Genomic DNA, 19428 nt, shown 5'->3' on the forward strand with positions numbered 1-19428 from the left:
GATCCTGGTCTTCGTCGCGCGCGTCATCGTTCGCCACCCCGACCGTCGGACACGCGATCCCCGCTGGGGTCAGCACTCGGGTCACCCGCCGGGTCCTCGGCACCGGAGCACGCCAGGAGGTCCTGCGCCCACTGCGTCCCGTCGACGCCGGCCGGCGCGGCGAAGTCGTCACTGACGGCGTCGGAGTCGTCGAAGTCGTACCCCTTCTCGCGCATGCAGGTGCCGACCTCGCCCGGCGCCGGTCGACCGTCCCTCGAGGAGGTGGTGGTCGTCGAGGTGGGCTCGCCGCCGCCGCAGGCCGTGAGCACCATCGGCACCGTGAGTGCGCAGACGATCGCCGCGCTCGCCCTCGTGCGCCGGGTCATCGGCTCATCGTCTTCGTGTCGGGGGCGAACTCCTGCAGGCATTCCTGCGAACGGTCCACGAAGCCCTGCTCGGATGCGCGGGGGTACTGGTCCGGGGACAGCATGAGCATGCCGGGGGACTGCTCCGGGTAGTCCTCGTACTCCTCGCGGATGCAGGACGCGACTTGCTCGTACTGCCGCGTCCACTTGTCCTGCTCGGCCGAGTCGGTGCGCTCGACACCGATTTCCTCGGCGCACTTCGATCCCGCTTCGGTCGCCTTCTCCTCGTCGACGCCGGAGGGGAACTGCGCCGCGCCGCTCTCGACGAGCGCGTCGCTCGGGTCCTCGACGTCGAACCCGGCGGCGCGCATGCAGGCGCCCCACTTCGCGCCGATGCCCGTACCGGCCGCGGCGGCCGGGGACGACGAGTCGGGAGCCTCGGAGCACCCGGCGAGGGCGACGACGAGGACGAGTGCGCCGGCCACGCTGGCGATGGTCCCGCGGGCAGCGGTCCCGCGGGCGGCGGCCGCGCCGGCGGTGGTTCGTGCGGTCCTGGTGGTTCGTGGTGTCGTGGTGTCGTTCATGCCTCCATGACAGCGCGCGCGGCGTTTCGCGAGCGGGTCCCACCAGGTCACATCGGCGAAAGGTGGACGTCGACGACGAGGCCGCCCCCGGGGCGTGGTGCGGGGTCGACCCGCCACCCGTGCGCGACCGCCACGGCCTCCACGATCGACAGCCCCAGCCCGCTGTGCCGTCTGCCCGTCGCCTCGCAGTCGGCGGGTACGGAACCGGCACGCGGCTCGGCCACGGCACGACGGAAGGGCTCGCGCAGCGTCGCCACCACGTCCGGAGCGAGTACCGCGCCCGGGTTCGTCACCCGCAACAGGTCGACGCGCAGCACGACGTCCACCACGCCGTCCGGGGCGCTGTACTCGACGGCGTTGTCGATCAGGTTGCGGACGAGCTGGCGCAGCAGCACGGGCTCGGCCGTCACGACCGGTCCGGCACACGTCGAGCCGGGAGGCGCGGGGTCGCGTCGGCAGCGCACTGTCACGTCCGCCCGCGCGCCCGTCCGGCGCAGCTCGTCGACGACGTCGTCCACGACCTGGCCGAGGTCGACCGGTCCCTGCCGTCCGTCGAGACCCCGCTCGGCCTCGGCGAGGACCAGGAGCGACTCGACGAGGTGTTCGGTCCGTCGGTTCTGCTCGAGCAGCTCGGTCTTCGCGCACGCCACCTCGTCGGCCGTTGCGTCCTCGTGCAGGCCGATCTGCACGGCCGCACGCTGGACCGCGAGGGGCGTCCGCAGTTCGTGTGATGCCTGCGCGACGAACCGGCGCTGGCTCTCGAACGCCGACTCCAGCCGGTCGAGGAGGTCGTCGACGGTCCGGGACAGCCGGCGGAGTTCGTCGTCGGGGCCGTCGAGGCCGATGCGTTCGTGGAGCGTCGACGCGGAGATGCGCGTGGCAGCCGCGGTGATCCGGTCGATCGGTGCGAGCATCCGGCGACTGACGACCCACCCGACGCCGCCGGAGAGGACCCCGGCCGCACCGATCCCGAGGACCGACCACTGCCACTGGAGCGTCGCGACGACCGTGAGCACCGGCAGCTCGACGTCCCCGCTGCGTTCGGCCGCCCCCGGCACCCGAGCAGAGGAACGGGGGTCCGGGCGGAGCCGGGGCCGCTCGACCTGGTACCGGTGCGCTCCGTCCCCGTCCGAGCTGTCAGCGACGTCGGTGACGACCGATCCGAGCGACGCCTGCGACCCGAGGTTCACCAGCGCGACGGTCGACCCGGTCACCGCCATCGAGGTAAGGGCGAACACGATCGCCGTGCGGACCCCGATGCTCCAGGTCCGTCTCACACCGCGTACCCCTGGCCGGGCACCGTCCGGATCGGGTCCGGGTCGCCGAGCTTGCGGCGGAGCTTCGACATCGTGACGCGGACGGCGGTCGTGAAGGGGTCGACGTTGACGTCCCAGACCTTCTCGAGCAGGTCCTCGGCGGACACGATCCCGCCGTCGGCGCGCAGGAGCACCTCGAGGACGCCGAACTCCTTGCTCGTCAGGTCGAGCGGCCGGCCGGCCCGCGTCGCCACCCGCCGGGCGGGGTCGAGCGAGAGGTCACCCCGGGCGAGGACCGGCGGCACGGGCGGCACGGCACGGCGTCCGAGCGCACGGACACGTGCGACGAGTTCTGGGTACTCGAACGGCTTCGTCAGGTAGTCGTCCGCGCCGAGCTCGAGGCCGGTCACCCGGTCGTGCAGCGCCGTCGCCGCGGTGAGCATGAGGACCCGCGTCACCGATCCACGTGCCGCGAGGCGTCGTGCGACCTCGTCGCCGTGCACCCCCGGGACGTCGCGGTCGAGCACGACGACGTCGTAGTCATTGACCGCGAGGAGTTCGTCGGCGTCGTCGCCCCGGTACGCCACGTCGACGGCCATGTCCTGCCGGCGGAGCCCGCGGGCGATCAGGTCGGCCAGGGAGCTCTCGTCGTCCACCACCAGTACGCGCACCGGAACATCACACATCACGCTCCTCGGCGTCTCCTGAGCGGAGCACGACGCAGCCGTCCGGGCCAACGTCGACGACGAAGGAGACCGTGGCGGTCGGGGAGGCGGCGGTCAGCAGGGAGGGCATGAGGCGTGCGTCCATGGACACGAGCCTCGACGAACGCCGGTTTCGCCGACGTTGCGTCAGCCGGTCACGCCGAGGAGCCAGCGGCGCGGGAGGCGACCTCTGACCGGGCCAGACGTCGAGCGCGCCAGCGGCGCGGGGGACGCCCTCGGACCGGATCAGGCGTCGAACGGCACCTCACCCGAACCGGTCGCGCTCACGCCGGCGCGCTGCCGGTAGGACAGGTGCCCGCCGAGGTACCCACCGACCGACACCGTGGCGAGCCCGACGTATCCGAGCGCACGGCCGGCCGCGTGGTTGCCGCGCTTCCGCTGCCACCACGACAGCCCGTAGAACGTGATGCCGACCCAGTTGACGGCCTGGTGCACCCACCCGGTGCGGAGCTGCTCGCGGTCGAGCTCGGACCAGTCGGTGTAGCCGGCGATGCTCGCACCCCCGGCGGACGCCACGCCGACGCCGACGAGGGTCGTCGCGGCCTTCTCGTTGCCCTTCCCGCCGATGAGGTCGAGGACGGCGGCCGAGATCCAGGCACCGAGCGGGACCTGCACCATGAGCGGGTGGATCGGGTGCCCGAACGGGACCCCGTGCAGGATCTGCCGGAGTGCCCGCGGGCGGATGAGGGCGTTGACGACCTTGCGGTCGAGGTCGACGGCCTTGTCGAGCACGCTGGCCTGCTCGATCGAATCGGTCACGCGTCGCAGTGCTGCAATCTCCGGCATGCCGCTGACGCTAGACGGGAGCCCCGGTGCCGGTCCCAGGAACCGGCACCGGGCCTCCCCCGGTCACTCCTCGACGATCTCGCCGACCTCGAACGGCTCCACCGTGAGGCCCTCGCGGTCCGCGGCGACGTCGACCCGCACCGTGTCCCCGTCGCGCACGTCGCCCGCGAGGATCGCCCGCGCGAGCTGGTCGTCGATCTGCCGCTGCATGAGGCGCCGGAGCGGTCGTGCTCCGTACACCGGGTCGTAGCCGGCGTCGGCGAGCCACGCCCGGGCGTCCGGCGTGACCGCGAGCTCGAGGCGGCGCCCGGACAGCCGACGAGCGAGCCGGTCGACGTAGAGCGAGACGATCTGCCCGAGGTCGTCCGGGGTGAGCGCCTGGAACACGACCATGTCGTCGAGCCGGTTCAGGAACTCGGGACGGAAGGCCTGCTGCACGAGTTCCCGGACCGCGGCCTCCCGCTGCTCCCCGGACAGCGCGGGGTCGGTGAGGAACTGGGAGCCGAGGTTCGACGTGAGCACCAGGATCGTGTTGCGGAAGTCGACCGTCCGCCCCTGCCCGTCGGTGAGCCGCCCGTCGTCGAGGACCTGCAGCAGGACGTCGAACACCTCGGGGTGCGCCTTCTCGATCTCGTCGAGGAGGACCACCGAGTACGGGCGACGCCGGACGGCCTCGGTCAGCTGCCCGCCGGACTCGTAGCCGACGTACCCGGGCGGGGCGCCGATGAGTCGCGCGACGGAGTGCTTCTCGCCGTACTCGCTCATGTCGATGCGGACGAGGGCCTTCTCGTCGTCGAACAGGAACTCGGCGAGCGCCTTGGCCAGCTCGGTCTTGCCGACGCCGGTCGGGCCGAGGAACAGGAACGAGCCGGTCGGACGGTCCGGGTCGGAGATGCCCGCACGGGTGCGCCGGACGGCCTCGGAGACGGTCGCGACGGCCGCCCGCTGTCCGATGATCCGACGCCCGAGCTCGCTCTCGAGGTGCAGGAGCTTCTCGGTCTCGCCCTGCAGCAGCCGCCCGACGGGGATGCCGGTCCACTGCGCGATCACGGCGGCGATGTCCTCGTCGGTGACGCTGTCGTTCACCATCCGGTCGCCCGAGCCGGCCTGCTCGGCGGCGGCAAGCTCGGCCTCGATGCGGGGCTTCTCGCCGTACTCCAGCCGCGAGACGGTCTCGTAGTCGGCCTCGCGCTGGGCGCGCTGCGACCGCATGTTGAGGTCGTCGAGCTGCTGCTTGAGCTCACCGATGCGGTTGAGCGAGGCGCGCTCGGCCTGCCACCGCTCCTCGAGGTCGCCGAGCCGCTCCTCCCGGACGCGCAGCTCGGTGCGGAGCGTCTCGAGCCGGGCCTTCGACGCGTCGTCCTTCTCCTGCTTCAGGGCGAACTCCTCGACCCGGAGGCGGTCGACGGTGCGCTTCAGCTCGTCGATCTCCACCGGGCTCGAGTCGATCTCCATCCGCAGTCGGCTGGCGGCCTCGTCGATCAGGTCGATGGCCTTGTCCGGCAGCTGTCGACCGGAGATGTACCGGTCGGAGAGCGCCGACGCGGCGACGAGTGCGGAGTCGTTGATCGTCACCTTGTGGTGCGCCTCGTAGCGCTCCTTCAGCCCGCGGAGGATGGCGACGGTGTCCTCGACGCTCGGCTCCCCCACGTAGACCTGTTGGAAGCGGCGCTCGAGGGCGGCGTCCTTCTCGATGTACTCGCGGTACTCGTCGAGCGTCGTCGCGCCGATGAGCCGGAGCTCGCCGCGCGCGAGCATCGGCTTGAGCATGTTCGACGCCGCGACGGAGCCCTCGCCGCCGCCGGCACCCATCAGGGTGTGCAGCTCGTCGATGAACGTGATGACCTGGCCGTCGGAGTCGTCGATCTCCTTGAGCACCGCCTTCAGCCGCTCCTCGAACTCACCGCGGTACTTCGCGCCGGCGATGAGGGCGGACATGTCGAGCGAGACGAGCCGCTTGTCCTTGAGCGAGTCGGCGACGTCCCCCGCGACGATGCGCTGCGCGAGCCCCTCGACGACCGCGGTCTTGCCGACGCCGGGCTCGCCGATGAGGACCGGGTTGTTCTTCGTGCGCCGGGTAAGCACCTGGGACACCCGTCGGATCTCGGCGTCGCGACCGATCACCGGGTCGAGCTTGCCGCTCCTGGCGACCGCGGTGAGGTCGACGCCGTACTGCTCGAGGGCGGTCTTCTGCTTCTCCTGCGAATCAGGTGCGCCCTGGAGGTTCGCCATGCGTCGTCGTCCTTCCGTTGCGTCCGGCTCGTGGCCGGGTGGCCTGTCGGACTCTTCTTGAGTCCTGATGACTCAACTTTACGTCGCGCCCGGTGTTCCCGCCACCCGTAACAGTGACGAAACACCCTGCTCGCTGTCATGGGGCCATGACACGAACCGCACAGCGCCTCATCGGCCTGGACGCCGCCCGCGGACTCGCCGTCCTCGGGATGATCGCGGCGCACCTCGGGCCGCCGCACGCCGACCTCGACCTCGGTGACCCGTCGACGTGGTTGTCCTCGTCGACGGTCGCTCCGCGGTCCTCTTCGCCCTGTGCGCCGGGATCTCGCTGACGCTGATGACCCACCCGCCGCCACCGCGGTCGGCGCGGTCGTGGTCGCGGTGCCGTGGCGGCGGTTCGTCGGGTCCGGCCCGCTCGTGGCCGTGGTCAGGCGTCTGTCGCGGACCCTCGACGGCCCGGGTCCACGATCCCGACCGCGCTGACGACCGACCCCGCCACGAGCAGCACCGCCATCACCACGACGGCCCGGTGCAGCCCGCCGACGCTCATCTCCCCGCCGAGGACCACACCCGCGAGTGCCACCATCACCAGTCCGGCGATCCGCGCGACCGCGTTGTTCACGGCGGACCCGGCACCGGCCTCCGCCTCGGGCACCGACCCGAGGACGGCGCTGGTCAACGGGGTGACCATGAGTGCGATGCCCACGCCGACGAGCACGAGCCCGGGGAACACCGAGGTCCAGTACCCGATGGCCCCCGGGCTGTCGCCGGCCAGGAGCATGAGCAGCGCACCGACCGCCGCGACCGCGGGTCCCGCGGCCATGAACCGCCGCGGTCCGTACCGGCCGGCCAGCGTCCCGACGGTGGTCGACAGCGCCAGCAGGACCACGGTCGGCGGCAGCGTGGCGAGACCGGCCACCCACGCCGGGAAGCCCCAGACCTCCTGCAGGAACAGCGTCACCACGAAGCCGACCATGCCGAGCGCGCCGTAGATCGACAGCGTGGCGACGTTGCCGACCGAGAAGTTCCGCGCGCGGAACAGCCGGAGCGGGACGATCGGCGCCCCGCCCGACCGGGTGACGCGTCGCTCCCACGGCACGAAGCCGCCGAGCGCCGCCACCCCGAGCACGAGCGCGGCGACCACGGCGGGCGATCCCCACCCCAGGCGCTGCTGCTCGATGAGCGCGAGCACCACGCCGCCGACACCGACCACCGCGAGCACGGCCCCGACGACGTCGACGTGCACGTGTCGGTCCGCCGCGACGTCGCCGGTGACGCGCCGCACGAGCACGATCGTCACCGCGATCGGCACCGCGGTGAGCACGAAGATCCACCGCCACCCGATGCCGTCGACGATCAGCCCGCCGACCACCGGGCCGACGATGACCGCCGCGCTCGACCAGGCCGTCCACGACCCGATCGCCTTCGCCTGCGCCCCACCGCGGAACGCCGCGACGATGAGCGCCAGGGAGCTCGGGGTGACGAGCGCGCCCCCGACGCCCTGCAGCGCCCGGGCACCGATGAGCACCTCGCCGGTCGGGGCGACGGCGCACGCGACCGACGCGACCCCGAAGACCACCAGCCCCCACGTGACGACCCGGACGCGCCCGAACAGGTCCGACAGCGACCCGGCGACCAGCACGAGCGAGCCGAGCGTGACGAGGTACGCGTCGACGACCCACTGCTGCACGACGAGGCCACCACCGAGCTCCGTCCGGACCGCGGGCAGGGCGACGTTCACGACGCTCGAGTCGAGGCCGACGACGAACGAGGCCAGGATCGCGACGACGAGCACGAGGCGACGGTCGTCGTGGAGGGGCGCCGGGCCTCCCGGCCGGGCGGCGGGCGGCGTGGACGTCATGGGGCCATCATGCGCCCACCCCGGAACGGCCGCAGCCCCGTGCTGGTGCACGAGGGCTGCGGTCGGTCCCGGGGCCGGGATGCCGATGGGTCGGCTGTCTAGCGGGAGTGCGTGTCGCTGTTCGGCTGCGCGGACGGCGCGGGGTTCACGACCGGCTGCTGCGGAGCGGTGCTGCTCGGGTACTGGGTGGCGTCCTGGGCGGGGGCGGCCGTGTGGACGGTGCCGTCCGACGCGACGGTCCCGGACTTCTTGCGGTCGTCGGTGTCCATCTCCTTCTTGAAGATGTTGATGGACTGGCCGAGGCCCTTCGCGAGCGCCGGGAGCTTGGTCGCACCGAACAACAGCAGCACGATGCCCAGGATGATCACCAGGTGTAGTCCGGTGAGGCCTTGCAACATGATGACTCCTTCGGTACTGGAACCGGTCGCCGTCCGACCAGGGCGTCTGGTCGTCTCGCCCGGTCATCGTCGACCGGTCCGGCGGTGCTCCGCTGTCCGTCCATGCTAACTCCCGATGCCCGAGAAGCCCAGGCGGGCCGGGCAACGGACACCGTTCGTCCAGGGAGGACCCCGCCGCTCACCCGTCGGACGGCTGCCCGTCGTCGAGGACCCGGTCGAGCGTCCAGAGCACCGGCGCCGCGGTGAGGGCTGCGGCGTCGCGCTCGCTCACACCCGTGACGCGGTACTCCACCCGCTCCCCCGGCAGCAGGGTCATGAAGCCGCGATCGACCCGCCCCTCCGGACCGACGCGGTCGGGCTGCACGAGCAGGTCCCGCACCAGGGAGTCGGCCTCGACGACCATCCGCACGCCGCCGGCCGGGTCGTCCGTCACGCTGACCCGGTAGTGGGCCGGGCGCCAGCGCATGTCCTGGTCGGGCGACGGCGTCCACACCGCGCGACGCCAGTCCATGTCCGCCACGATGAGCTCGTCGCGGGCGTCGTCGACCACGCCCACCGACGGCGGCAGCCGCACGACGGCGACCCCGGGTCGGTCGAGGACCACCGGCAGGTACTCCTCCGCCAGGATGCCGCCCGCCAGGTCGACGCGGCGGACACGGACCACCGTGTCGATGCCGTTGCGCGCCGAGCGCACCGCGACCTCGACCGGGGACACCGCGTCCGGGGGACCGGCCACGTCGGGGACCGGCAGTGACGCGGTCCGCGGGTGCGCGCCTCCCGTCCGGTCGTCGGTCCCGTCCGGCGCGACCGTCGGGGCGGGCCCGACCGTCGTGTCGGTGTGCGAGACGGGGCGCAGCGTCAGCAGGACGTCGTCGTACAGGCGCCGGAGCTCGTGCGCGAGGGGCTTCCAACGGCCGGCCGAGTCGATCGCGGACCACGACGACACCGGCCACAGGTCGTTCAGCTGCCACACGACGACGCCGGTGTTGCGCGGCCAGTGCGTCCGCCAGTGCTCGACACCGGTCGCGATCGCTCGGGCCTGCTGCAGCTGGGTCAGCCAGTGCCAGCGGTCCAGGTCGGCGTCCCAGCCGTCGCCGAACCGCGGCTCGAGCCCACGGGCGAGCTTGCCCATGCCGTCGTCGGCCTTCTGGTGGTGCACCACGCCGGGCGAGGTCGGGGTCATCGGCTCGTCGGCGACCGCGTCGCGCAGGGTGCGCCAGGTCGGCGGTGCCTGCCAGCCGAACTCCGAGACGAAGCGCGGGACCGAGTCGCGGTAGTGCTCGTCGGACACCCGGTTCCAGACGTCCCACGAGTGGTGCGTCTCGTGGTCGACGTCGTTCGGTGCCAGCGCCTCGTCACCCGACCAGGGCGACGCCACCGTGTAGAACCGCGACGGGTCGACCGCGTCGACGATCGTCGGCAGCAGGTCGAGGTAGTAGTCGAGCCCCCACCCGCGGTCGCCGAGCTCCTCGCCCCACCCGTCGACGTCGTGCAGCCAGATGTTCTCGTTGTTGCCGTTCCACACCACCAGGGACGGGTGCCGGGCCAGGCGGGCAACGTTGTCCCGCGCCTCGGCGATGACCTCGCTCCGGATCGGCTCGATCTCCGGGTACGACGCACACGCGAACAGGAAGTCCTGCCAGACGAGCAGCCCGAGCTCGTCGCAGCGCTCGTAGAAGTCGTGCGACTCGTACACGCCGCCGCCCCAGACCCGCACGAGGTTCGCGTTGAGGGCCGCCGCCGCGTCGAGCCGGTCGGCGTACCGCTCGGGCGTCACGCGCGAGACGACGACGTCGTCGGGGATCCAGTTCACGCCGCGGACGTCGACGAGCGTGCTGTTCACCCGGATCGCGAACGGGCGGCCGATCGAGTCCTCTGCGGTGTCGACGACCACGGACCGGAAGCCGGTGCGGAACGACGACCGGTCGAGGACGTCGCCGTCGACCGTCTGCAGGTGGACCTCGACGTCGTACAGCGGCTGCGGCCCGTAGCCACGCGGCCACCACAGCTCGGCGTCCGGGATGCGGACGGTGACGACGGCCTCGTCCTCCTTCGGCGTGACGTTGACGCGTGAGCGCTGCTTCGTCCCGTGGCCGGACACCGTGACCACGAGCACCAGGTCGTCGTCCTCGCCGTCCTGGTCGAGGTCGTTCATGCCGGAGCGCTCGAAGGCGATGTGCGCGTCGAGCACGCCCTCGCCCGCCTCGACGTCGACGAGCGGTCGGACGTCGCGCAGGCGCGCGGTCGACCAGCGTTCGATCGCGACGGGGCGCCAGGGTCCGCTCGTGACCGCCGTCAGCCCCCAGTCCCACCCGAAGTTCGAGGCCGACTTCCGCACGTACGGGAAGGGCTCGTCGTACGGCCCCGGCATGGTGCCGGCGCGGGCGGCGACCCGCTCGGCCTCGCGGTAGGGCGACTCGAACAGGATCTCGAGCTCGCGGTCGGTGCTCGCGTTCGTCCCGTCGGTCATGTCCCGCAGGTCGAACCGGTAGCGCCGGTGCATGTTGCGCGTCGTGCCCACCTGCACGCCGTCGAGCGTCAGCGTGGCGACGGTGTCGAGGCCGTCGCACACCAGGTCGACGCGCTCCGCCCCGCGCGGGTCGATGTCGACCGTCCGCCGGTACACCCAGTCCGCCCGGCCCACCCACGCCGTCGTCGGCTCGTTGCGGTCGTACGCGGGGTCGGGGAGCAACCCCTCGCGTTCGAGGTCGGTGTGCACCTGCCCCGGCACCGTCGCCGGGAGCACGGCACCGCGGACGGCGTCCGGCGCGCCGCTGCGTCCGTCCTCGTCGCCGAGGGTGACGGTCCAGTTCTCGCGGAGTTCCTCGCGGTCGAGGGTCATGCGGGTCCTTCTCTGCTGGCGGGCCGGTCCGCGTCGACCGCGGTCCGGAGCCCGGCCACGGGTCCCCCGCCCCCTGCGGCCACGGCAGGGAGGCACGGCACCGGTCGCCCGGGCGTCGTCACGTCGCGCACGCGGATCGACGAGCGACCGTGCGTGAGGATGCTCGGCGATGTTAGTACGACTGTCCGGCGTCCAGCCCGGGAACACGGCGGCGGGGTCCGGAGGTCGCGGGCTGCCCGCGCACGCCGGCCGGGACGGTGGGCCGTCCCGTGGGACGTGCCACGGGCCTCCCGGCCGTCGGACGGCTCGGGGTGCCAGGCTGGCCGCATGATCAGCGTCGAACTCGCCCGCACGCTCCGGGACGCCGGACTGCGCTGGCACCCGGAGACCGGGGACCGCTTCGTGATCGACAAGCCCGGGGTGGACGAGGACGTCTTCACCGTGTCGGAGATGACCGTCGAACGGCACGACTACCCGTCCGGCACCGAGCTCGGCTTCAACGGGACGACCGAGTGGGCGCTCGACTCCGTGGCGGCCTCGGAGTCGCTGTGGCTGCCGCGCGAGGACCAGCTGCGGGAGCTCCTCGGGCGCTCCTTCGTCGGGCTGACCCGGACCGAGTCGCCGGCCGGCCGGGTCATGCACACCGTGACGGCCCGGATCGGCGGCGCCGAGCGGACGTTCGCGGCGGCCGACGCCGCGACGGCCTACGGCGAGGCGCTGGCCGCGTACATCGCGGCGGCCCTGGCGTAGGCCGCCGCCCGCGCGCTTCCTGGACGTCCCCGACGAGTGCGCTGAGCCCCCGGGAGTTGACTGGGGTCATGACCGTTCCGAACATCACGCTCAACGACGGACGCACGATCCCCCAGCTCGGCTTCGGCGTCTTCCAGATCGACCCCTCCGAGACGAAGGCCGCGACCCTGACGGCGCTCGAGGTCGGCTACCGCCACATCGACACCGCCGAGATGTACGGCAACGAGAAGGAGGTCGGCGAGGCCATCGCGGAGTCCGGCATCGACCGCTCCGAGATCTTCGTCACCTCGAAGCTCAACAACGGCTTTCACGACCCGGCCCTGGCCGCGGAGAACGGCAAGAAGTCGGCCGACCTGCTCGGCGGGTACACCGACCTGTTCCTCATCCACTGGCCGCTCCCGACCGTGAGCGACTTCGTCCCGACGTGGAAGGCCCTCGAGGAGCTCTACCACGCAGGCACGGCGCGCTCGATCGGTGTGAGCAACTTCCAGGCGCACCACCTCAACCGCCTCGCCGCCGAGACGACCGTCACCCCGGCCGTCAACCAGATCGAGGTGCACCCGTACCTCGTGCAGGAGGAGCTCCGCGCCTACGGCCGCGAACACGGCATCGTGACCGAGGCCTGGTCGCCGATCGCGCAGGGCCTCGTGCTCGACGACGAGACCATCACCCGCATCGCCGGCGCCACGGGCAAGACCCCGGCGCAGGTCGTCCTCCGCTGGCACATCCAGCGCGGCGACGTCGTCTTCCCGAAGTCGGTCACCCGCTCGCGCGTCGAGGAGAACTTCGCGATCTTCGACTTCGAGCTCTCCGACGAGGACATGACCGACATCTCGACGCTCGACAAGGGCCACCGCACCGGCCCGGACCCGGACACGTTCGACTACGTCCCGGCGTAGTCCGGCCGACACGACGACGCCCCCGCACCGTTCGGTGCCGGGGGCGTCGTTGTTCCCTCAGCCGGTGGCGACCGAGGCGGTCACCGTGAACTTCGCCGTGCGCACGACCTGCCGGGTCGGACCGATCGCCCGCTCGAGCACGGGGCGGTAGCGCAGGTGCGAGTTCCAGACGCACCAGAACTCACCACCGGCCTGGAGGATCGTGGCCGCGTTCCGGAACATCGCCTCGGCCGCGTCCGTGCTCACCGTGGTGCCCTCGTGGAACGGCGGGTTGCAGAGGACGAGCTGCGCACTGCCCGCGTCGATCTCGTCGCCGGCGTCACTCCGGAGCACCGTGATGCGGTCGGCCACGCCGTTCGCCGCCGCCGTGGCCGCCGTGGAGGCGACGGCCGTCGTCGAGACGTCGGTCGCGACCACCCGGACGGCCGGACGGCGCCGCGCGAGCTCGACCGCGATGACGCCGTTGCCGCTGCCCAGGTCCACCGCCGTCCTGGCCGTGGGGACCGCGCCGTCCATCGCCTCGAGCAGCACGCGGGTGCCGAGGTCGAGCGATGCACCGGCGAACACGCCGCCGTGCGCCGCGACCGTCATGCCGAGTTCGTCGAGGTGCACTCGTCGGGGCCAGGGTGCCGTGAGGTCGGCGCGGGACGCCTGCGCTGCGAGGGGGTCCTGCGCGACGAGGAGGCGGCTCTTCCCCCGACCCCGCGAGGCCGTCACGTCGCCGAAGTACCGACGGAGGACGTCGTTCTGGGACAGCGTCATGTGCTTGTTCACCCCGCCGCAGAGCAGCACCACGTCCGGCGCGGCGAACCGTGCGACCGCCCGGGCGACCTCGTCGAGCCGGTCGTTCGACTTCGACAGCCGCAGCAGCACGAGCCGCACGTCGCGGAAGGCACCCTCGAGGGTGTCGGGGTGGTGGAACCCGCGCCGGCCGAACGTCCCGGCCGCGGCACCGAGAGCACGCTCACTGACGAGGGAGTCCTGCACGACCCGCACCTGGTCGGCACCGTGCAGCGCGAGCAGGCCGAGCGTCAGCACACCGTACCGGTCGTCGACCACGGCCACCTCCCCCGGCTGCCGGAGCGCGTCCCCGTGCACGTGCGGGGCCTCGTCGAGCAGGAACCGGTCCGTGCCGTCGATGGTCATGAAGTCCGGACCGCGGTCGGCGGGGGAACGGCGGAAGTGGTCCGCGAAGTCGAAGGACGGCACGGTCCGAGGGTAGCCGCGCCGTGCTGGCAGGTGCGCCACCGTGGGCCGGTGGTATGTCACACGCGACAGCGGGGCGCGTGGACCCTACGCTCGGGACCGCCCCGGGGCGTCCGGGTCGTGATGAGCAGCGAGAGGGGCCGATGTTCGCACCGCCTTCCGACACCAGGACACTGCTGCGCGACATCGCGCGGGACCGCCTCCGGAGCGAGATCATGCGCGGCTCGCTGTGCCCCGGCGACCGCTTGGACGACGAGGAGCTGGCCGCACGACTCGGGTGCTCCCGCACGCCGGTGCGCGAGGCACTCGCCGACCTGGCCCACCTCGGACTCGTCGAGCTCCGGGCGAACCGGTACACGCGGGTCGCCGTGCCCGCGCGGGAGGACGTGGTCCCGGCACTCCAGGCCCTCGGTCTGCTGTTCGGCGGTGTCGTGCGGGTGACCGTCCCGCGGCTCGGGGACCGCAGCCGCAGCGCGGTGTTCCGACGGCTGGGCGTGCTGCTCGACTGCCTCGAGGCGCCCTCGTTGCAGCCGTCGGCAGACGCGGCGACGCCGATCTACCGGACGTTCATCGACGAGTGCCGGAACCCGATGCTCACGGCCGCGCTCCGGGGGTCGCTCGACGGACTGACGTTCCGGCTCCGCCACCGCGCCCTGGAGTCGGCGCTTCCGTGGCAGGACATCCGGACCGGTGTGGTCGCGCTGCGGGTCGCCGTCGACGTCCGGGACGGTCGGCTGGCGGAGCGTGCGACGTGGTCTGCGCACCTGCTGCCGGATCCGGACGGGAACGAGGCCTGAGCGTGTGTTCGTCGTGCCACGGTGCCGTGCTCAGGCACCTGCGGCAGCAGCGGGCCCGGCACTGCCCGGCGCCGCCGGCCCGCGGGACGGGGCACGCGGAGCGCCCGGACGACGGCGCCACGTGCAGCTCGGCCGGGAGCGGGTTCGACGCCCTGTTCGACGACGGGTACCCCTGACACAGCCGGACCGGCGGCACGGTCCGACCGGCGGCACGGTCCGACCGGCGGCACGGGTGACACCGGCGCGGGCGGTGGGGCGCCCGACCGGAGCGCGCGGCTCAGCGCTGGGGGCGGTAGAGCACGACGGCGTTGTTGCGCTGCGGTCGCGCACCGGCACGGAGGGACACCGCAGCGCCGGTCGCCGTGGCTGCGAAGACCCGGGCCCCGGGACGGCTGATGAGCTGGTCGGCGAGCGCACGCTCGAGGTCGCGGACCCGCGTCCGGAGCAGCGCGTTCTCGTTCTCGAGGTCGAGCACCCGACGGATGCCCTCGAGCGACACCCCCTCGGACCCGAGCCGGGCGATCTCCCGCAGCTGCGTGATGTCACGCATCGAGTACCGCCGCGACCCGCCACGGGTGCGCCCGGGCACGACGAGACCGAGCCGGTCGTACTGCCGGAGCGTCTGCGGGTGCATCTCCGCCAGCTCCGCCGCGACCGCGATCGCGAACACGGGCGAGTTCTCGTCCATGTCGGCCATGGGACGTCCTTCCGTCGCGCAGGTGGGGTGGGGCGGCCGGGAGGCGCGGTGCGGGTCCGTGACGGAGCCGCACCGCGCCTCCCGGCCGGTGGTGCACGACGCGCGTCGTGCGCGGGTGGTGCACGACGCGCGTCGTGCGCGGGTGGTGCGTGACGCGGTCACGCACCGTGGTGCGTGGCGCTAGCCGCGCGCCTTGGCGAGGAGGTCCTCGCGGGGGTCCTCGTCCGGCAGGGCCTGGGCGAGGGCGTCGAGCGCCTCGCGGGCCTTGTCGGAGAGGTGCGACGGGACCGCGACCTGCACGGTGGCGAGCAGGTCGCCCGTCCCGTTCTTGGTCGTGACGCCCCGGCCCTTCACGCGGAGGACGCGACCCGACGGCGTGCCGGGCGCGACCTTGAGCTTGACGGGCTCGCCGCCGAGGGTGGGCACCTGGATCGTCGCACCGAGCGCCGCCTCGACGAACGTCACGGGGACGTCGATCCGCAGGTTCTGCCCGTCGCGCTCGAACACCGGGTGCTTCCGGACGGTGACGGCGACCACGAGGTCACCCGCCTCACCGCCGTCCGGGCTCGGTTCGCCCCGGCCGCGGAGGCGGATCTTCTGCCCGTCCGCGACACCGGCGGGGATCCGCACGTTGACCGGACGGCCGTTGCCCTGCGCGAGCTTGACGGTGTCGCCGGCGATGGCGGTCGCGAAGTCGAGGGTCGTCGTCGCGGTGACGTCGCGCCCCTTCGTCGGACCGCCGAAGCCGCGGAATCCGCCGGAGTTCTGGCCGAAGCCGCCTCCGCCGAACATCCCGCCGAGGATGTCCTCGAACCCACCTGCTCCGCCGCCGCCCTGGCCGAAGCGGACACGCTGCCCGCCGCCCTGGCCGCCGCCGAACATGCCACCGAAGACGTCCTCGAAGCCGCCCTGACCCCCGGCGCCGCCTGCGGTGAAGCGGGCGCCGGAGCCCATCGCGCGCACCTGGTCGTACTCCTGGCGCTGCTCCTTGTCGGAGAGCACCGAGTACGCCTCGCTGATCTCCTTGAACTTCGACTCGGCTGCAGCGTCACCCGGGTTGGAGTCCGGGTGGTACTGCCGCGCGAGCTTCCGGTAGGTCTTCTTCAGGTCAGCGTCCGAGGCGTCCTTCGACACCCCGAGCACTGCGTAGAAGTCCTTGTCGAACCAGTCCTGACTGGCCACGGCTCACCTCCCGTCCACCGTCGTCGGCGCTCAGGCCGGGACCGCCACGGCGACCTTGGCCGCACGGAGCACGCGGTCGCCGAGCTTGTAGCCCGGCTCCACGACGTCCGCCACGGTCTGGTCGGTGGCACCCGGCGTGGGCAGCTGGACGATGGCCTCGTGGACGTTGGGGTCGAAGACCTCGCCCTTCTCGCCGATGCGCACGAGGTGGAACTTGTCGAACCCGCCGCGGAGCTTCTGTGCGATGACCTGCATCGGGCCCTCGGCGAGGTCGCCGTGCGACTCGGCCCGGTTCAGGTCGTCGAGCGCCGGGAGCAGTGCCCGGACGACCTCGGCGATGACGACCTCGCGGTTGGCGTCGCGGTCGCGTTCGACACGCTTCCGGAAGTTCACCAGCTCGGCCTGCGCGCGGAGCATGTCGGTGCGCATCTCCGCCACCAGGTCACGGTCCGACGGGGACAGCCGGTCCTCGGCGATGCCGCTGGCGGCGTCGGCGAGGAGGGCCTCGTCCTCGGGGCTGAGGTCACCGCCGGCCGCGGCGTCGGTCGACACCTCGACGTCCGGGCCCTCGGCCTCGATGAGGTCCTCGGTGCCGTCGACGTCGGCGGTCGCGCCGTCCTCGGAGCCCTCGGCGGGGTTGCCCTCGGGAGCCGTGCCGGCGGCGCCGGCCGGCCCGGCGGGGGTGCCCGCCGAGCCGGGACCGGTCTGCGTGCCGTCAGCCGAGCCTCCGGGCAGGTCGGCGTCGTGCCGACCCGGGTCCTGCGGGTTCTCGTTGCTGCTCGTCATGCGCCCTACTTCTTGTCGTTGTCGTCGTCGTCCACGACCTCGGCGTCGACGATGTCCTCGTCGTCGCCGGTGGCCTGACCCTCGGCACCCGCACCGGCGCCCTGGGCACCGGCGGTGTCGGCCGCCTGGTCCTGGGCGTAGATGGCCTGGCCGAGCTTGCCCTGCGACTCGTTGAGCTTGTCGAAGGCGGTCTTGACCGCGTCGTCGTCGTCACCCGCGAGGGCGGACTTCAGCGCGTCGACGTCGGCCTGCACCTCGGACTTGACGTCCGCGGGGAGCTTCTCGTCGTTCTCCTTGATGAGCTTCTCGATCGAGTAGGCGAGCTGCTCGGCCTGGTTGCGACGCTCGCTGGCCTCACGACGGGCCTTGTCCTCGGCCGCGTGCTCCTCGGCTTCGCGGACCATGCGCTCGATGTCCTCCTTCGGCAGCGACGAGCCACCGGAGATGACCATCGACTGCTCCTTGCCGGTGCCCTTGTCCTTCGCGGACACGTGCACGATGCCATTGGCGTCGATGTCGAACGTGACCTCGATCTGCGGGATGCCCGCCGGAGCCGGGGCGATGCCGGTCAGCTCGAAGGTGCCGAGCGGCTTGTTGTCGCGGGTGAACTCGCGCTCGCCCTGGAAGACCTGGATCGCGACCGACGGCTGGTTCGAGTCGGCGGTGGTGAAGGTCTCGCTGCGCTTGGTCGGGATCGCGGTGTTGCGGTCGATGAGCTTCGTCATCAGGCCGCCCTTGGTCTCGATGCCGAGCGAGAGCGGGGTGACGTCGATGAGCAGGACGTCCTTGCGCTCGCCCTTGAGGACGCCGGCCTGGAGCGCGGCGCCGACGGCGACGACCTCGTCCGGGTTGACGCCCTGGTTCGGCGACTTGCCGCCGGTGAGCGACTTGACGACCTCGGCCACGGCGGGCATGCGGGTCGAGCCGCCGACGAGGACGACGTGCGCGATGTCGTTGACCGACACGCCCGCTTCCTTGATGACGTCGTTGAAGGGCTTCTTGGTGCGGTCGAGCAGGTCGGAGGTCATCTGCTCGAACTGCGCGCGCGAGATGGTCTCGTCGAGGTTCAGCGGGCCTTCGCTGGTGAGCGTGAGGTAGGGCAGCTGGATGTTGGCGCTGAGCTGGCTCGAGAGCTCCTTCTTCGCCTGCTCGGCAGCTTCCTTCAGGCGCTGCTTCGCGATCTTGTCCGTGGACAGGTCGACGCCGTGGTCGGCCTTGAACTTCTTGACCAGGTGGTCGACGATGCGCTGGTCCCAGTCGTCGCCGCCGAGGCGGTTGTCGCCGGAGGTCGCACGGACCTGGATGGTCGAGAAGTCGTCGTCCTTGCCCACCTCGAGCAGGGAGACGTCGAACGTGCCACCGCCGAGGTCGAAGACCAGGATGAGCTCGTCTTCCTTGCCCTTGTCGAGGCCGTACGCCAGCGCGGCGGCGGTCGGCTCGTTGATGATGCGGAGGACGTTGAGGCCGGCGATCTCACCGGCGTCCTTCGTGGCCTGGCGCTCGGCGTCGTTGAAGTACGCCGGGACGGTGATGACCGCGTCGGTGACGTCCTCGCCGAGGTACTGCTCGGCGTCGCGCTTGAGCTTGCCGAGGGTGCGGGCTGAGATCTCCTGCGGCGTGTAGCTCTTGCCGTCGATGTCGACCTTCCAGTCGGTGCCGATGTGGCGCTTGACGGAGGCGATGGTGCGGTCGACGTTCGTCACGGCCTGGCGCTTGGCGGTCTCGCCGACGAGCACCTCACCGTCCTTCGTGAACGCGACGATCGACGGGGTGGTCCGGAGGCCCTCGGCGTTGGCGATGACGGTGGGCTCGCCGCCCTCGAGCACGCTGACGACGGAGTTCGTGGTTCCGAGGTCGATTCCTACTGCACGTCCCATTGGTGATGCTCCTTCGGTCGGGGTGCTGGTCTTGCTGAAGCCTACGCGGACTTGCGTCCGCTGGGCTCAAGTTTACTCCGGACGGGGGGCGCGTCAAGTCCAGGTCGGAGAAGTTGCGTCGAGTGGGCGCAAGGTCGGCGGTAGGCATTGCACCCGGGATGTTCTCAGCGCTTGCATGTGATATTTCTTACACCAGCAGGTTGCCG

General features: G+C 72.1%; 19 protein-coding genes. 4 read left to right on the forward strand and 15 right to left on the reverse strand.

What is annotated here, in order from left to right; all coding sequences use genetic code 11:
* Positions 1-23: 23 nt before the first annotated feature.
* The 7 genes from KM842_RS10965 to KM842_RS10990 form a co-directional block, all read right to left on the reverse strand.
* Complete coding sequence (locus KM842_RS10965) at positions 24-365, reverse strand: hypothetical protein (RefSeq protein ID WP_216258341.1); 342 nt, start codon at positions 363-365, stop codon at positions 24-26.
* Positions 362-928 (reverse strand): hypothetical protein, encoded by a 567-nt coding sequence (locus tag KM842_RS10970; protein ID WP_216258343.1) that lies wholly within the window; start codon positions 926-928, stop codon positions 362-364. Before KM842_RS10970 ends, KM842_RS10965 begins: the two co-directional genes overlap by 4 nt.
* Positions 929-975: 47 nt before the next feature.
* Positions 976-2205 carry a sensor histidine kinase gene (locus KM842_RS10975; RefSeq protein ID WP_216258345.1) on the reverse strand — a complete coding sequence of 410 codons (1230 nt, stop codon included), beginning with the start codon at positions 2203-2205 and terminating at the stop codon, positions 976-978.
* Positions 2202-2855, reverse strand: coding sequence for a response regulator transcription factor (locus KM842_RS10980; protein ID WP_216262345.1), 654 nt, complete (start codon positions 2853-2855; stop codon positions 2202-2204). The genes KM842_RS10975 and KM842_RS10980 overlap by 4 nt, the downstream gene beginning before the upstream one ends.
* A gap of 7 nt (positions 2856-2862) precedes the next feature.
* Positions 2863-2994 carry a hypothetical protein gene (locus tag KM842_RS15975; RefSeq protein ID WP_301183790.1) on the reverse strand — a complete coding sequence of 44 codons (132 nt, stop codon included), beginning with the start codon at positions 2992-2994 and terminating at the stop codon, positions 2863-2865.
* 140 nt (positions 2995-3134) lie between these two features.
* The gene (locus KM842_RS10985; RefSeq protein WP_216258347.1) at positions 3135-3695 is read right to left on the reverse strand and encodes a DUF2231 domain-containing protein; all 561 of its coding nucleotides are present in this window, start codon (positions 3693-3695) and stop codon (positions 3135-3137) included.
* Positions 3696-3758: 63 nt separating this feature from the next.
* Positions 3759-5927 carry an ATP-dependent Clp protease ATP-binding subunit gene (locus KM842_RS10990; RefSeq protein ID WP_216258348.1) on the reverse strand — a complete coding sequence of 723 codons (2169 nt, stop codon included), beginning with the start codon at positions 5925-5927 and terminating at the stop codon, positions 3759-3761.
* Positions 5928-6073: 146 nt separating this feature from the next.
* On the opposite strand from KM842_RS10990, the gene KM842_RS10995 reads away from it, so the two are divergent.
* Entirely contained in the window at positions 6074-6259 is a 186-nt protein-coding gene (locus KM842_RS10995) for a DUF1624 domain-containing protein (protein WP_216258350.1), read from the forward strand.
* A 95-nt stretch (positions 6260-6354) separates the two neighbouring features.
* On the opposite strand, the gene KM842_RS11000 is transcribed toward KM842_RS10995, so the two are convergent.
* From KM842_RS11000 to KM842_RS11010, 3 genes are all read right to left on the reverse strand, one after another.
* The gene (locus KM842_RS11000) at positions 6355-7788 is read right to left on the reverse strand and encodes an MFS transporter (RefSeq protein WP_216258351.1); all 1434 of its coding nucleotides are present in this window, start codon (positions 7786-7788) and stop codon (positions 6355-6357) included.
* Positions 7789-7886: 98 nt separating this feature from the next.
* The gene (tatA, locus tag KM842_RS11005; protein WP_216258352.1) at positions 7887-8186 is read right to left on the reverse strand and encodes a twin-arginine translocase TatA/TatE family subunit; all 300 of its coding nucleotides are present in this window, start codon (positions 8184-8186) and stop codon (positions 7887-7889) included.
* Positions 8187-8364: 178 nt separating this feature from the next.
* The gene (locus KM842_RS11010; protein WP_216258353.1) at positions 8365-11028 is read right to left on the reverse strand and encodes a glycoside hydrolase family 2 protein; all 2664 of its coding nucleotides are present in this window, start codon (positions 11026-11028) and stop codon (positions 8365-8367) included.
* 327 nt (positions 11029-11355) lie between these two features.
* Between KM842_RS11010 and KM842_RS11015 the strand changes: the two genes are divergently transcribed.
* Positions 11356-11778, forward strand: a complete 423-nt coding sequence (locus tag KM842_RS11015) for a pilus assembly protein CpaE (RefSeq protein WP_216258354.1) — start codon at positions 11356-11358, stop codon at positions 11776-11778.
* 68 nt (positions 11779-11846) lie between these two features.
* Positions 11847-12677, forward strand: coding sequence for an aldo/keto reductase (locus KM842_RS11020; RefSeq protein WP_216258355.1), 831 nt, complete (start codon positions 11847-11849; stop codon positions 12675-12677).
* Positions 12678-12734: 57 nt separating this feature from the next.
* On the opposite strand, the gene KM842_RS11025 is transcribed toward KM842_RS11020, so the two are convergent.
* The gene (locus tag KM842_RS11025; protein WP_253206103.1) at positions 12735-13886 is read right to left on the reverse strand and encodes a class I SAM-dependent methyltransferase; all 1152 of its coding nucleotides are present in this window, start codon (positions 13884-13886) and stop codon (positions 12735-12737) included.
* Positions 13887-14026: 140 nt separating this feature from the next.
* On the opposite strand from KM842_RS11025, the gene KM842_RS11030 reads away from it, so the two are divergent.
* Positions 14027-14680: a GntR family transcriptional regulator gene (locus KM842_RS11030; RefSeq protein ID WP_216258356.1), complete on the forward strand. Its 654-nt coding sequence runs from the start codon at positions 14027-14029 to the stop codon at positions 14678-14680.
* A gap of 277 nt (positions 14681-14957) precedes the next feature.
* Here the strand turns inward: KM842_RS11030 and KM842_RS11035 are convergent, their stop codons facing one another.
* The 4 genes from KM842_RS11035 to dnaK all read right to left on the reverse strand — a co-directional run bounded on the left by KM842_RS11035 (position 14958) and on the right by dnaK (position 19222).
* Positions 14958-15368, reverse strand: a complete 411-nt coding sequence (locus tag KM842_RS11035) for a heat shock protein transcriptional repressor HspR (protein ID WP_216262350.1) — start codon at positions 15366-15368, stop codon at positions 14958-14960.
* A gap of 189 nt (positions 15369-15557) precedes the next feature.
* On the reverse strand, positions 15558-16559 hold the full coding sequence (locus KM842_RS11040; RefSeq protein ID WP_216258359.1) for a DnaJ C-terminal domain-containing protein: 1002 nt from the start codon (positions 16557-16559) through the stop codon (positions 15558-15560).
* Between the two features lie 30 nt (positions 16560-16589).
* Positions 16590-17345: a nucleotide exchange factor GrpE gene (locus KM842_RS11045; RefSeq protein WP_216258361.1), complete on the reverse strand. Its 756-nt coding sequence runs from the start codon at positions 17343-17345 to the stop codon at positions 16590-16592.
* Between the two features lie 5 nt (positions 17346-17350).
* Complete coding sequence (gene dnaK, locus KM842_RS11050; RefSeq protein ID WP_216258363.1) at positions 17351-19222, reverse strand: molecular chaperone DnaK; 1872 nt, start codon at positions 19220-19222, stop codon at positions 17351-17353.
* Between the last annotated feature and the right edge of the window lie 206 nt (positions 19223-19428).

The organism is Curtobacterium sp. L6-1 (genome assembly GCF_018885305.1).
In the GTDB taxonomy this organism is placed as follows: domain Bacteria; phylum Actinomycetota; class Actinomycetes; order Actinomycetales; family Microbacteriaceae; genus Curtobacterium; species Curtobacterium aetherium.